The sequence below is a fragment of the Desulfosporosinus sp. OT genome (assembly GCF_000224515.1).
Lineage (GTDB): Bacteria > Bacillota > Desulfitobacteriia > Desulfitobacteriales > Desulfitobacteriaceae > Desulfosporosinus.
Map to the genome: position 1 here is coordinate 1 of NZ_AGAF01000281.1, position 14,940 is coordinate 14,940.

The 14,940-nt window shown below is 41.5% G+C and carries 13 protein-coding genes; 5 read left to right on the forward strand and 8 right to left on the reverse strand.

The features are described from left to right. On the reverse strand, positions 1–634 hold a 634-nt coding region (locus DOT_RS29425), incomplete at its 3' end, for a DNRLRE domain-containing protein (protein ID WP_009624917.1). Positions 635–921: 287 nt separating this feature from the next. Between DOT_RS29425 and DOT_RS29245 the strand changes: the two genes are divergently transcribed. The 4 genes from DOT_RS29245 (at position 922) to DOT_RS27420 (ending at position 3,210) form a co-directional block, all read left to right on the forward strand. Further along, complete coding sequence (locus DOT_RS29245; protein ID WP_282433498.1) at positions 922–1,119, forward strand: DUF255 domain-containing protein; 198 nt, start codon at positions 922–924, stop codon at positions 1,117–1,119. 185 nt (positions 1,120–1,304) lie between these two features. Further along, positions 1,305–2,084, forward strand: a complete 780-nt coding sequence (locus tag DOT_RS32180; protein ID WP_009624918.1) for a hypothetical protein — start codon at positions 1,305–1,307, stop codon at positions 2,082–2,084. 20 nt (positions 2,085–2,104) lie between these two features. Further along, complete coding sequence (locus DOT_RS32185) at positions 2,105–2,563, forward strand: hypothetical protein (RefSeq protein WP_009624919.1); 459 nt, start codon at positions 2,105–2,107, stop codon at positions 2,561–2,563. Between the two features lie 98 nt (positions 2,564–2,661). Continuing rightward, entirely contained in the window at positions 2,662–3,210 is a 549-nt protein-coding gene (locus tag DOT_RS27420; RefSeq protein WP_009624920.1) for a CBO0543 family protein, read from the forward strand. 132 nt (positions 3,211–3,342) lie between these two features. Here the strand turns inward: DOT_RS27420 and DOT_RS27425 are convergent, their stop codons facing one another. Continuing rightward, positions 3,343–5,022, reverse strand: a complete 1,680-nt coding sequence (locus DOT_RS27425; RefSeq protein WP_009624921.1) for an ATP-binding protein — start codon at positions 5,020–5,022, stop codon at positions 3,343–3,345. Positions 5,023–5,056: 34 nt separating this feature from the next. Beyond that, positions 5,057–7,942 carry a CheR family methyltransferase gene (locus DOT_RS27430; protein ID WP_009624922.1) on the reverse strand — a complete coding sequence of 962 codons (2,886 nt, stop codon included), beginning with the start codon at positions 7,940–7,942 and terminating at the stop codon, positions 5,057–5,059. 225 nt (positions 7,943–8,167) lie between these two features. Here DOT_RS27430 and DOT_RS27435 point away from each other — a divergent pair, with 225 nt between their 5' ends. Further along, positions 8,168–9,136, forward strand: a complete 969-nt coding sequence (locus tag DOT_RS27435; protein ID WP_009624923.1) for a DUF3231 family protein — start codon at positions 8,168–8,170, stop codon at positions 9,134–9,136. Between the two features lie 637 nt (positions 9,137–9,773). Here DOT_RS27435 and DOT_RS27440 read toward each other — a convergent pair. The 5 genes from DOT_RS27440 to leuB all read right to left on the reverse strand — a co-directional run bounded on the left by DOT_RS27440 (position 9,774) and on the right by leuB (position 14,910). Then, the gene (locus tag DOT_RS27440) at positions 9,774–11,024 is read right to left on the reverse strand and encodes a glutamate-5-semialdehyde dehydrogenase (RefSeq protein WP_040413578.1); all 1,251 of its coding nucleotides are present in this window, start codon (positions 11,022–11,024) and stop codon (positions 9,774–9,776) included. A gap of 212 nt (positions 11,025–11,236) precedes the next feature. Beyond that, positions 11,237–12,355 (reverse strand): glutamate 5-kinase, encoded by a 1,119-nt coding sequence (gene proB / locus DOT_RS27445; protein ID WP_040413584.1) that lies wholly within the window; start codon positions 12,353–12,355, stop codon positions 11,237–11,239. Then, positions 12,355–13,164, reverse strand: coding sequence for a pyrroline-5-carboxylate reductase (proC, locus tag DOT_RS27450; protein ID WP_009624926.1), 810 nt, complete (start codon positions 13,162–13,164; stop codon positions 12,355–12,357). The genes proB and proC overlap by 1 nt, the downstream gene beginning before the upstream one ends. A 453-nt stretch (positions 13,165–13,617) precedes the next feature. After that, entirely contained in the window at positions 13,618–13,773 is a 156-nt protein-coding gene (locus DOT_RS30910; RefSeq protein WP_157998529.1) for a hypothetical protein, read from the reverse strand. 69 nt (positions 13,774–13,842) lie between these two features. Next, entirely contained in the window at positions 13,843–14,910 is a 1,068-nt protein-coding gene (gene leuB, locus DOT_RS27455; RefSeq protein ID WP_009624927.1) for a 3-isopropylmalate dehydrogenase, read from the reverse strand. Positions 14,911–14,940: the final 30 nt, after the last annotated feature.

The following is a 14,940-nucleotide window of genomic DNA, read 5'->3' on the forward strand; positions in this document are numbered from 1 at the left end:
CTGCTCCTGTCGCTCCTGTCGCTCCTGCTGCTCCTGTCGCTCCTGTCGCTCCTGCTGCTCCTGTCGCTCCTGTCGCTCCTGCTGCTCCTGTGCATGAGCTATAGTTTATACTTAAAAAAGGTGGATTGACACTTCCCGTACTTGCGTACCCAATAATCGTATCTATTTTATCTTCGATTCCAATAAGTGTAATACCGTCATTCACATGACAAGCATTAACCCAACCTTGAACTAAATCCTTAATATCAATTCCTATATAAGATCCTACGTCACTATCGGTTACATTGAAAGAATAAGGAGAAATAATAGTATTTGGTGCTGTATCCCAAGTTACAGTTGCTTGGTTAAAGTCGCTTTCATTTTCATATATTGTTACGGTTTGTGGCGCTAGCTCCGCATCGGATTTATCTTTTCTGTTTACAAATAAAAATAGCTTAGCACTACATATTGTGTCAGAGCATAGTAAATTAATATCGAATTTTAATAATGTTCTATAAGCATCCGGTTTACAACGATTTACTGTACTTACAATATATTGTCCTGTAAACAATTGATTGACGGTTCCAAAATTAGTATTGTGATAAAATTGGGATATATAGACACTATCAGTAGGGAAAACATCAATAGCTGCCATTGTTTCGCCACCTTATATTCGTACTTTCTCCATAATATGCAATTATAGTAAAAATGACATATGAGGCAGTAAGCACCGCGAATGCCACCAGCATTGATCTAGAACCATGTACCGATTCAACAGCTCCCTAATGGTCGAGTGTCCCTACTCTCTTTTGTAACAATCTTTTTCTCTCTGAAAAAAATTCGTCACAATAGTAGTTCCCTGTCGTAAATACTCCAATGATAGATGCGAAACCAATAAGAATACATTAAGGGGATTACCCATGACAACAAATAACCAATAGAATAGCAAGCGAGAAGTCCCCCTACCTGCTCCAACACGCTAATAATCCCGTTAACTGGTATCCTTGGAGCGAAGAGGCTTATTCCGAAAGCAAAAAAGCCAGCTTCCGTACTAAGGAAACCGACTTTCAGTTATTTGTATATCCCTCCGCTTGCGTATACGCGAGTCACAAACCCAATGAGAAAGCCAGTGAACACTAGGGACATCACTACAAACCTTTTCTAATTAGTAACTGTGAACAACCCCAACCACTGGCAAGCAATCCGGGAGAAGACCCCTCCCTTTCAGTCAACGTTCTTACCCTTAGATTTGTAATTCCTAAAGGTCACATATTTTCACTCTAAGGCAGAAATACTATTTCCAAGTATGTGAGGTGAATTTACAATTGGATAGACCAGCCCCTTCGTCAACCGTTCGTCGCTACATGGCTTATTTAAGTACCTTGGGTACAACACAACTCCACTTAAGAAACCCTTTTGTAATTGCTTGGTGGTCTATGGCCTATCCTGGCTTAGGACACCTGCTGTTATCAAAATACTTAAGGGGATTTTTGTTGTTTAATTGGGAAGTGTTTTTGAATTACAAAGCACATATTAACCTCGGAATCCTATATTCGTTTACAGGCAGATTCGAAATGGCCAAGAACGCCCTTGATATCACTTGGGTTATGTTGTACGCTCCAACTTATTTATTTGCAGTTTGGGATTCTTATCGAACAACCGTTGACCTCAATCTGCAATATATCTTAGCTTCAAGAGAAGATGCCGAAGTTAAAATGTTTAACATTAATTCAATAGAAATTAATTATTTAGATAAGAGAACGCCATGGATTGCTTTGGCGTGGTCAGCGTTGATGCCTGGACTAGGGCAAATCTATATTCATCGGATACCAAGTGCTTTCTTTTCAATGGGTTGGTTTATAGTAATGGCCTATCTCTCCAAGCTACTTCCCGCTCTTCACTACACTTTACTGGGACACTTTGAGCTAGCTAAATCGGTTGTTGATGCCCACTGGTTATTAAATATCCCTTGCATCTATGTCTGGTGCATGTACGAAGCCTATGTTAATACCGTAGAAAATAATAAACTCTTTGATTGGGAACAATCCAAATTTTTAAAGAAGAATTATCAATATAAATATTTTAAAATGCCCTTTGTACGATAGGCTGGAATGAGGTTGAATGGATGTATATTGTCTCTACCTTTGAACACTCGAATTATCTCGAATTAGCCATTACGGCCATTCAAATGAAAGGAATAGCCAAAGAAAACATTCTTTGTGTTCCTATGGATAAAAGAAGCGAAGACAAGAAACTATTTGACACCCTTCATTCCGCCGATGGCTTAAGTTTGTTAGATTTGCCCATTATTTTAGCAACTGTATTATGTCTCCTTGGAGGAATCTATGGTTTCATATTAAAATGGGGTCCTGTGTTATGGGGACTAATCGGCTTTTTTATTGGATTTGGTATAGGTTTCATTATTAAGCTAATAACGACTAAAAAATATAATAATAGACAGAAAAAACTTAAGGCAACGGAGGTTGTCATGATTATTGATTGTAATGATAATCAGTTAGATATGATTAAAGACATATTATGGGAACATAACGCACTCGGTGTTAGCAAATTAAGTCTTGGGTAAAAACATTTACCTTGCTTATAGATAAAAAACACAAAAGACAATGTGAAAAAATTATAATAATGCTACTATATCAATTATAAATGAGAGGCGTCGTTCCTATGAACAATGACTATATTAAAGGGATGGAAGATGCATATAACTTAATTTCTCAAGCAAATATTGACATGATTAGTCTTTGGCTTGAATACACCTTCCTTAGTTGGCAATGGTGGTTCGGTATATGCTTATCAATTATTCCATGGGTTGTATGGCTAAAATTCAGAAGAAAAGAGAGCACATATAGACTATTACTTGCAGGTTTCTTTGTAATCCTTATTTCTTCATGGCTCGACGTTATGGGTATTTTATTTGGTTTATGGTCTTACTACTATAATGTTGTTCCATTTTCTCCTGCATTTATTCCCTGGGATTTTACACTTCTACCTGTCGCAGTAATGTTCTCCTTGCAGGTTACATTTAAAATCGGCCCAATTATAAGAGCAATGGTCTTTGCTGCATTTAGTGCCTTTATTATGGAACCATCTTTTGTGTATTTGGGATTTTATAACCCCAAACATTGGAAATACATATATTCTTTCCCCATCTTTATAGTAATTTATTTAGTTAGTGTTTGGATTTCTAAAAGGTCACATTTTAAAAATCTATAATTTCATATATTTCGTGATTCTCAAATTATCACTAGCTTCCTTGATAATTTTTCTGTACGCTCAAACTTATAAGCGTAACACATTTGCCTGATTCAACTTCCCAGAACTTTAATTTGTTCCGAGATAACGATACTATGGGACCAAAACAGTATTACTAAGGACTCTACTTAGTTCCTCCAGGCAAAAAGGCTTAGGTAAAGCCGCTTTGAATCCATACCTTTTAAAATCGATCATAATGGCGTCGTTACAGTAACCGCTGGAGGCTATGGCCTTGACATGGGGATCTATTTTAGTGATCTCCGCTAGGGCCTTCCTGCCTCCTCCTCCACCGGGGATGGTTAGATCAAAAATAACCGCATCGTAGGGTCTGCCCTTCTCCATAGCTTCCTTGTAAAGAAGGATCGCTTCCTCTCCATCTACAGCAAAGGAAGGTTCACAACCTAACTGGGCCAGCATCCCCCCGATAACTTCTCGTATGGTGGCTTGATCATCCATAACCAAAATTTTGCCCTGCCTAGGGGGAGATGATTCTATAGCCTTCTTCTCTGACAGAGCCATTCCCTGTATGGCTGGAAGGTAGACAGATACAACTGTTCCTTGACCAGGTTCAGACTCAACACTGATGTGACCATTGTGCCGCCTGACTATGGAATAAGAAGTAGCTAATCCCAGCCCATTACCTTGAGCCTTTGTCGTAAAGTAAGGATCAAAAATCCTGTTCAACTGGTCTTTATGGATGCCAATGCCGTAATCTTTTACGGTTATTTTCAGATAGGGTCCTATGTTTAACGACAGACCCTCTTCCTGGGTCAAGTATTTGTTCTCACACCTCAAAGACACCGTTCCCCCATTGGGCATGGCCTGCTGGGCATTGATGACCAGATTATTTACCACCTGTCGAATATGTCCGCCATCAACCTCAACCATCCATAAATCATCGGGCAAATCAAGTTCATGACGCACTTTAGAACCCCTCATCGCAAAAATGACGGTATCTTTAAGTAAGGGAACAATGGATATCACCTCTTTAAGGGGCTTACCACCCTTGGCAAATGTCAGCAGCTGCATGGTTAAATCCGTGGCCTGCTGGCAGGCTTTTTCTGCCTCTTCCAATAGTTCCAGGTTGTTTTCCTGTTTCAAACTCTTCATTTTGAATAACGAGATGTTACCTAATATAACCGTCAGAAGATTGTTAAAGTCGTGGGCTATGCCCCCAGCTAGAATTCCTAAAGATTCCATCCGTTGATAATTCAGCTTATCTTCCTCAATCTTCTTCCGTTCGGTAATGTCTTTGACCGCAAAAAAGTAAAGAGTACTTTTTTCATCTTTCGCTTTTTCTTGCTCTTTCTCTGCTATTCCTTCAACTAAAGCCCAAAAAACTGTCCCATCATTCTTCCGGAGGTTCAGTTCGCATTCGAGCTTTGTCTTAATTTGCCACAGTGACTTGCAGTAAAGAGAAAAAATGTGTTGGTGTTCATCTGCCACTAAACTCATAAAACCCTTACCCAATAACTGGTCCTTCTCCACTCCGAATAGAGCAGACCCAGTCCGGTTGACTTCCAGGATCAGGCCATTGGTCCCACAAGTAAAAAAACCCACTGGAGCAAAATCATATAATTTCCTATATTTATCCCTGGATAATTCGTTCTCCAGACCAACACGCTGCAATTCTTCATTTTGCATCGATAATTCGATTTGATGAATCTCAAGTTCCATATTCTCCATTAAACCTTCTGCCGAAGTATTCCCTATAGCTCTGTTCTTTTGGTTTCTCAGTGCTTCTGCTTCTTGGCGCAATTTTACACCATCCATGCAATCACCAACCCCCTTTTTAAACATAACTAAATTAATTCTCCATCTTAAAGATGACCAGGATTAAATCAGCGGATGGTTTTTTGCTGTTAATCCGATGGGCATCGAGGAAAATTTTTTTATAGCCGACGCCTGCGAATTCATAATCCAAGAGGAAGCTTCGAAAAGATACCCCTTCAGCGATAATAGTGGTAAGTTTATCCTGCAACTCGCGAGTGTTCCATCGGCCTTTGCTAAGTTGTGAAAGCAACCTGCCTTCCGTTTCTGAAGGCGTCACCTGGAAAACGCGGTAAAAATCCAGGTTCGCTGTTAGAACCCTAAAATCACCGTCCAGCACTAGGAGGGGAAAGTCAATGGCCTCAATGATACTAAAGGCATAATCACGTCTGTCCCTCAGCTCAGCATTTAATAAATTCAATGCCTTAAGTTTACCGATATTAACAAAAGAAACTACGACACCGGCCACCGTGTTTTCGGAGGTTCGGTAGGGTGTTAATCGCATCAAATACCATACCCCATCTAATGATTCAACCTCCTTCTCAATTTGGTCATATGTTTCCAGAATCCTCTGAGCTTCGCTGACAATATCCGTCTTTCGGAGCCTTGTTACAAGGTGGGCCAGAGGACGGCCAACATCTGAGGGAATGATATTAACGAGCCGGGGAACTAAAGGAGTATACCGCATAATGTTCAAATTACTATCAAGGAATATAAAGGCAATTTCTGTGCTGTTTAAAAGATTCGTCATATCGTCATTGGAGTGGGCCAGTTCATTCAGCTTATTTTGCAGTTCGTTGTTAACGGTTACGACTTCCTCATAGAGGGACTGCATCTCTTCGCGGGAAGTCTCCATCTCTTCATTTGAACTCTGTAATTCCTCATTAGCCGAGTGTAGTTCCTCGTTGGCCGCTGCTGTCTCCATGTAGGATAATTCAATCTCTTCTATTGTCCTGAAAAGTTGAACTTTAGTACTTTTCAACTCATTCTCCAGTTCGTCGATCCGCGTCACAGTATCGGACGAGCTGTCATCATTGTTGTTTAGCGGAGTATCTATGGATGATGCCGGAACTTCCTCAAAGATCACCAGAATCAATCCCTGTAATGTTCCGGGTTCCTCAATCGGCCTAACCCTAAAATTAAGAGTGACTTGTTCGTTATTGATGATCACCCTTACGCCTTCAATCGTAATATCTTCTTTTGTTTTAGCTGCCTGACGAAGTACCGCCCTTAATCTATACCGCATTTCCTCCTTAACCATGGTCGCGATGTTCAGACTAGCTTCTCCCGTTGCCAGTACAAAATATTTTCTGCTTCGGTTATTGATATAAATGATATCTCCCTTTTCATTGACTATAAAGCAGGGCGGGGTATAGTTTTCTAACAACATTTTCTCTATAGAATTAATCATTCCTGACTTTTCCGCTCCTACAATGCTTGTTAAATCTGCCCTTGCCCTCGCTGCCGTAACTATAGACGAACCGGGCAGAAAATTTGTCCAGAGTTTGGAGATGACATCCCGGCGTTTATATAACTTCCATTTGCTGTTTAGCACAGTATAAAGGTTCGTGTTGCTTCCAAAGGATTCGGAAGGACCTAAAAAGAGTATTCCATTGGGTAGAAGGCTGAAGTGAAAAAGGTTGGCAATCTTCTTTTGCAAGGAATTTTCAAAGTATATTAAAAGGTTTCGGCAGCTGATCATATCCACCTTAATGAAAGGCGGGTCTTTAATAAGATCATGGGAAGCAAAAATTATAGTTTCCCGGATTTCCTTGGAAATCCGGTATTTATTTTCTTCCAGCTTAAAAAAGCGTTTTATGCGCTCAGGGTACATGTCATCCGCGATGCTTAAGGGATATAAGCCAGTCCTTGCCGTTAAAACGGCATCTTCATCAATATCTGTAGCGAAGATCTGCAGAGTCATATTCTGCCGGGCTTTATTCATGCATTCCTGAATTATGATTGCCAGAGAGTAGACTTCTTCCCCGCTGGAACACCCGGGGATCCATATACGTAGGTTATATCCCTCCGGTTTATCTGCCAGTAAATCTGGCATCACTTGCTTCTCCAAAACTTCGAAGGCTTCAGAGTCACGAAAAAAACGGGTTACATTAATAAGTATCGCTTTGAAAAGGGTTTCCACTTCTGCCGCGTTGCGCTGCAAATAGCGAACATACTCCTCAATATCTTGAATATGGCAGACGCGCATTCTGCTTTCGATTCGCCTATAAATAGTGGCTTTTTTGTAAAGGGAAAAATCGTGGCCGTTGTGCATTTGGATAATAAAAAGCACTCGCTTAAGTATTTCTGAGTTCTCATTCAATTTTTCGTTCATACTCCGCGAAGCTCTTCGTTGCAACCACTTGCTATGGACAAGGAGTTGGTCACCCATTTTCCCAATGGGTAAACTATAATCTGCCAGTCCCAAGACCGAGGCACTGCCAGCGGAATCAGCACAACCTGCTATGCCGCCGTCCTGGACCATTACCGTACCAAACTGTGCTTTAATTTCTTTTAAGCCCAAGGCCCCATCATGACTTATACCGGGAAGAATAATACATATGGCATTTTCACCCTGGTCATAGGCCAGGGTGCTGAAAAAATAATCTAAAGGTTTTCGAGGATTAGAAAGGGGTTCCCGCAAATAAAAATTACCCCGTACAACTCCGGTATCTTTATCTTCTGGGCATATAAACACATGGTTTGGCAGTATCTTCATATCATCATTCACGGCTAAAACAGGCATAGATGTGTATTCCTGCAGGACCTGAACCGTCATTTCGTGACGGCCAACAATAACAAAGGCCATCCCACAGTCATCCGGCATATTTTCAAAAAAAGCCTTAAACGCCTTTCCTCCAACTGCCGAGACTCCGATTCCTACGACTGGAAAACTCTCGTTCACGCTAATGTGATTTTGCACAAATTATCCTCTGTTCATTCCGTATTTTAAATATCTATATAATAATATTGGACATTATATGGGTTTTACCTCTATTTTTCTTTAATTATTTAATTAATTATATTATGCATCTTAATTACCTAATAACTTTTCGAACACGAGTAATTAATTGGTTCTTTTATGTGCATTGAATATAAATACCCTACCAAACGGATACTAAAACAAAATAATTATGAGGTGATTGTTTTGTTTTCTATCTTTAAAAAATCATCTGAAGAAGTTATTGATATTCTAGGAGCCTTCAATTTATGGAATGCCTTAAGAGCACGTTATGGAAGTATAGAAACCCTTCAGCTGTATAGGAATTTTATCCATGACCGTGATTTTGATCTTATGCTTAGTCGCTTCTTAAGTACCTTTATACAGGAATCAAAGATATTGGAAGAGAAAGCAACCCACTATTCGGTAACCTTGCCCAAGAGACCCGCAGTGGATATCCGGATTGATAAAAAGCTCGATGAGCTTACAGACAGATATATTTACAGGAGAATATTTGAAGACTTAGTTACTCAAATGGTTGTCCTGGGTCGGTCTTACAGAACCACTACAAATAATGATCAACTCCGAGAACTTTTCAAACATGCCCTGTTAGGCCACGCCTATCAATTTCAGATACTATATAAATTTGGCAAATTAAAGAGTTGGGAGGACAATCCGCCGGCTTATAAGCCCTCCAAACCAATTAAAACTGAAGATTTATCAATCAGTGAGGCTTTCCATCTCTGGGACCATCTGAATTTAAGATATGACCAGCTGGAATTAGTCATGTTCTCCGTTAGTTTTGCCCATGACACAAGCTTTATTGCTATCTTAGATATGGGCTTAATAATTATCAAAAAGCAGATCGACAAACTTGAGGAACTGTGTCTAAAATATAGTGTCCATGTACCTGAAAGGCCACCCGCTGAAATGGTACAGCGCATAGATCCAGAAGCAATGGAAGATCAATTTATGTATAGGATTCTTCTCTCAGGCCTTCAGAATTCTATTGACCTGCACATGAGAGCCGTAATGGAGACCGTAAGAAATGACAGCCTGCGTAAAACATTCATCGATTTATTTAAAGACGAAATGAGTTCGTATGATAAGTTTCTAAAATACGGGAAAGGGAAAGGCTGGACAAAAATCCCCCCCATGTATGGAGAATTAGTATAAGCGAATGATTTATTTCAATAGCACTACAAAATAAGCCCTGTCCTCAAGACAGGGCTTAAAATGAAGAGCACACAATAGTCTACCTTGCACCCATATAGATAGCTTATTACCTAAACAATGATCTTTCGACCAAAATCAAGCAAGTCACAACCAATAAAGATGGTTCGTTCGACCATACTAGATATCTACCCAACCATATACAACCTCACGGCAATATATGACCAGTCAATTCATATATAAACAAGCAAAGCCTGTTCATATATGAAAAAAAATCAATACCCAGGATAATCTTCGCTCGACCCTTTACGATAAGTTGGAACCCTAGGGCAATAAATTAAAAATCGACTGCCATAAAGCTTTTCCCCACCATAAAAAATCTTCCCTCCGACTACATTCAGGCTTCCACCTAACTATAATCTTTGGTCGACCTATCTATATCTCCTGAAAGATATAGATAAATCTTAGCTCAACTATTGCATACCCTTCGCTATGATACTTCTCATTACTAAGCCTTCTTATGCATCGAAAATGCAAATTTATTGTCTTTCTTTAATATCTCGTCTACATCATCAAAAGAGAAGTTTTCAACCAAACGACTAAATTACTGCGTGTGAGACCAGGCGTTGACGATTTATCCTCAAACGATTTGTCCATCTCCGTAAACAATGTACTTAATAGTTGTTAGTTCCTTCAGACCCATTGGCCCACGAGCATGCAACTTTTGGGTACTGATTCCAATTTCCGCTCCGAAGCCGAAACGTCCCCCATCGGTGAAACGGGTTGAGGCATTTACATAAACAGCGGCTGCATCAATTTCTTTTAGAAATCGTTGGGCCCTTGAATAATTCTCTGTAATGATTGTTTCGGAATGCTTAGTACTGTACTTGTAAATGTGATCGAGCGCGGCATCTAGATGAGGAACGACCTTAACACTTAAAATAAGATCAAGGTGTTCTGCTACCCAGTCCTCTTCTATTGCAGGTAGCGCATAAGACAAGATTCCACATGTTCTCGGACACCCTTTAATTTCGACCTTATATTTCTTTAGCTCTTCTCCCATACGCGGAAGGAAGTCCTCAGCAATCGTCTCATCCACGAGTAAGGTTTCCAGCGCATTACAGACACCAGGATTTTGAGTCTTGGCATTTATTACTATAGGAATTGCTTTGTCAAAGTCTGCATATTTATCGACAAAAGCATGACACATTCCTGTTCCAGTCTCAATAACTGGTACCGTGGCATTTTGTACGACCGTTTGAATCAGCCCTGCACCACCTCTAGGAATAATGACATCCACATAACCATTCATGCGCATAAGCTGTTGAACCCATTCCCGGTTGGTCTCTGTAATCAGCTGGATACATCCCTGCGGCAACCCGCTCTCCTCAGCAGCCTCGGCGATTACTCTGGCCAAAACCTTATTACTTTCTATGGCCTCGGACCCTCCCCTGAGGATTACCGCATTGCCAGATTTTATACATAAGGCTGCTGCATCAACCGTTACATTGGGCCTCGCTTCATAAATCATCGCCACAACCCCTAGCGGAACATGGGTCTGCTGAATGCGCAAGCCATTTGGACGCGTCCAAACTTCCCCTTCCCCAACAGGGTCTCGTAAGACGACAACTTCTCTGAGTGCATTACTAATATCCAAAATGCCTTTTGAGGTCAGCCTTAAGCGGTTGACCAAACTATTCTTCAGTCCTTTTTCCTCGGCTGCTTGAACATCTATAGAATTGGCCTGAAGAATTTCTTGTTCATTATTCACGAGAGCTTCAGCCATGGCAAGCAGTGCCTTGTTTTTAGACTCAGTATCAACAAAAGCCAATTGACGAGCCGCAACCTTAGCCTTTCTCCCAATCTCCATTAATTCTGCATGAAACATGATAGTCCCCTCCCTTTTCTAATTTCCACAATATTAACCTGAAACTCAATGTTCTAAAAACCATCTTCATCGGTAATGACAAATTATATCATTTCTTCAAGGTTTTAATAAAGTTTCTAAGGCAACTTCTTCTTAACCTAGCCTCAAATCCTTAGAGTTTTTTCTATACCATGGCAAGAATATTTTTAGATATTTTCTTTCCTATTGAACTCACATTACCCATCTAGCATAAGAGTCATATTATCACGGTGAACCACTTCTTCACAGTCAAAGTCAGGAATGATTTGCAGCATTTTCTCAGAATGCAGCCCTTTAACGAGCTGAACCTCATCACTACTTAGCTCTACGACTCCCCTAGCAATCTCCTCTCCTTTTAGATTAGTAATCCGAACAATTTCTTTACGCTCCCAGGTCCCCTCAGTTGTTATGATTCCTTTGGCAAGTAAACTTTTACCTTCTCCCACAAGGGCCTTTGCTGCTCCATCATCGACTTGGATGCTACCTTCGGATAATCCCCCATAGGCAATCCAACGTTTCCGGCCCGCCAGACGATGCTTTGCTGGCTGAAAATAAGTCCCTATTGGGGCCTGGCTCTCTGTCAAGCCGAGGAGTTCTCTGATGCGAGTGAAGTTTAAAAGGAGCGTACCAATTCCAAATCGTGTGGCTATCTTTGCCGCCCTAAGTTTCGTAACCATTCCTCCGGTACCCATAGAAGTCCCTGCCCCACTTGCCATACTCTCTACAGCTGACACCTCTGTAACTTCTTCGATAAGTTGAGCCAGGGGATCTTTTTTAGGATTAGTCGTATACAGGCCATCAACATCTGTAAGAATGATTAATAAATCCGCGTGAACGAGACCTGCAACTAAGGCAGAAAGGCTATCATTATCTCCAAAACAGAGTTCTTCTACCGCCACTGTATCATTTTCATTAATAATAGGAATGACATGTAAGCGCAATAATTTTTCGAGCGTATTTTGAGCATTGTGATAGCGAGCCGCTTCGGCTAGATCAATTCGAGATAAAAGAATTTGGGCTCCCACCAAGCCGTGTCGTTCAAGATTTCGAGAGTACCGTTCAATAAGCACTCCCTGTCCAACCGCTGCAACTGCTTGTTTACCCGCTAGATCCCGTGGCCGCACCTGTAGTCCGAGTTGTCCCATACCAGCAGCCACTGCACCTGAGCTTACTAAAACGCATTCTACGTCCTTATGCTTCAGCGCCGCGATTACTGTAACTATTTCATTAATCGCGTGATCATCTAAACCACCTTCAGGATGATTCAAGCTGCTGCTTCCTACTTTTATAACTACTCTTCGAACCTCAGGTGAAATCACTCCGAATACTCTCCTTCCATGTCTCCTGCACGCCGTGCACAGGCTTGAGCAGCCTTCATCACGATTTGAGGTAATTTTTCTTCACTAAATACTCTTAAGGCAGCATAAGTCGTCCCATTTGGAGAAGTCACTTCCTCACGCAATTTCGCAGGGGACTTCTCACTTTCCGTCAGCATTTTACCCGCCCCGACCAGGGTTTCACGTGCTAACATCTCGGCTTCTTCTTCACTCAGGCCTAATTGAACCCCTGCTTGAATTAAGCTCTCGGTGAAAAGGTAAAAATAGGCTGGCCCACTGCCACTTAGGGCAATTAAGGCATTCATTTTTTCCTCCGGGATCCACAGAATCCGCCCAATGGCCGAAAAAATTTGTTCCGCAATCTCCGCCTGGTCTGGAGCTATTGTTTCACCCCGCACCAGCCCAGTCATAGATTGCAGCACCGCCGTTGAAGTATTTGGCATTGCCCGAACGATCGCAACACCCGGTAGGGACTTGTGGAATACCTTTAAGGGAATACCCGCTGCAATACTGATAATCAGTTTATCTTGTAATGAATAATTCTTTAGATGCTTAAGCACTTCATGAACGTCTTTCGGCTTCACGGCGATAATCAAGACACGAGAGTTATCTACAAGCTCTTGCAGTGCGGTAGCTTTAATACCATACTTGTCAACCAAATGTTGAAGTCGTTCATGGTTCGCCCGATTGGTGACTCGAATATTGATGCCTTTATCTATTTTCTTAAGCCCGCCGATAATGGCCTCCGCCATATTTCCTCCACCAATAAAACCGATACTTTCGTTCATACACCAACACCCTTTCTATTTCATGAGGACTAAAATACAGAGGTGGTTACAAGGGGGAAAGGTTCTGTCATTCAAATTTAACGCCTTTGACTCGTTATAACTATTTTCTTCCTTTTGAATAGTGCATATACAAGCCACAAAACATCCTACCCTTAACTCCTGTATCCTAACTTACGTTAAGCGCATTTTAACATTTATCAAAAAGGCGCAAACAGGACCACAGATTTCTCCGCCGTTCCAAACCCCGTCGACCCAAGCTCAGAGGAAGTTTCTTAGCTTAGAGAGCGCTTTAGCGGAATTGCGTCAAGTGAATAGCAATGCAGCGTGTGCGAGTGGGCTAAGAAACTTCCTCCCTTCTCCCTCTCCTACGCAAAAAAGGCTTCTCTCATCCTTATTAAGGGACGAAAGAAGCCTTCCGCGGTACCACCTTTATTGCACAATGCCAACTTCATGTTACAGGATCTCTCCAGCAACATTCCATTTAACGGTGGAAACCGTCCGACTCATCATCAGAGCATCACGACTGGGTTCCAATATCGTGTGTGGAAAAACTTTCAGCCTTTGTTTTTCTCTCTGAACATCACCGTTTATTGTACTAGGTCGATCCAATGCTTTCCTCTTTATACAGTTAAATATACTTTACCGCACAAGACCAAAAAATTCAAGGTTTTATTCCCATTATCCCTTCGTTAGTGCAGCAACGACAGCATCTCCCATTTCTCGAGTTCCCAATACCTTATCGCCTGGTTGGGCTAAATCCGAAGTTCGATACCCCTCTTGCAAGACTTTTTCTACAGCTTGCTCAATCATTTGGGCCTCATTTTCTAAGCCAAACGAATAGCGTAACATTAAGGCTCCCGATAGAATCGTTGCTAACGGATTGGCAATATTCTTCCCAGCAATATCTGGCGCCGAGCCATGCGCTGGTTCATAGAGTCCTTTTGTCCCATTTAAGCTTGCCGAGGATATCATTCCAATGGACCCCATCAGCATAGATGCCAAATCGGTTAGAATATCTCCAAACATATTTTCCGTAACAATGACGTCAAATTGAGAAGGATCACGGACTAATTGCATTGCTGCATTATCCACATACATATGTGTCAATTCAACATCCGGAAAATTCTGTGCAATTTCCATCGTTATTTCACGCCAAAAACGAGATGTTTCCAAGACGTTTGCTTTGTCTACTGAACAAAGCTTTCTACGTCGCTTAGCAGCCATTTGGAAACCAAGTTCTACAATGCGACGGATTTCCTCCTCAGAATATGTCAACGTGTCAAAAGCACTCTTAGGGTTTGTCCCTCTCCCTTTTTGCCCGAAATAGAGCCCACCGGTCAATTCACGCAAAACGACAAGATCAACGTTCTTGACAACTTCAGAACGAAGTGTGGAGGCTTCCACCAACATGGGGAGCATCTTAACAGGACGAATATTGGCAAAAAGACTTAATGCCTTTCGTATGGCGAGCAGGCCTCCTAATTCTGGGCGTTGTGGTGCTGGAAGGGTATCCCACTTAGGCCCTCCAACTGAACCTAAGAGAATCGCATCTGCTGCCTGAGCCGCAGCTAACGTTTCATCAGGTAACGCCTTGCCCATTTCGTCAATAGCTGCTCCACCAATTAAACCACTCTCGAAATTAAGGCTAGTCGAGCAACCTTTTAACACCGCTTGTAAAACTTTAACCGCTTCCGGTGTAATCTCTTTCCCAATACCATCGCCCGGAAGTACTAAAACGTTAGGCATTCTTTTTTCTCCCTTCAACATATGTGACTG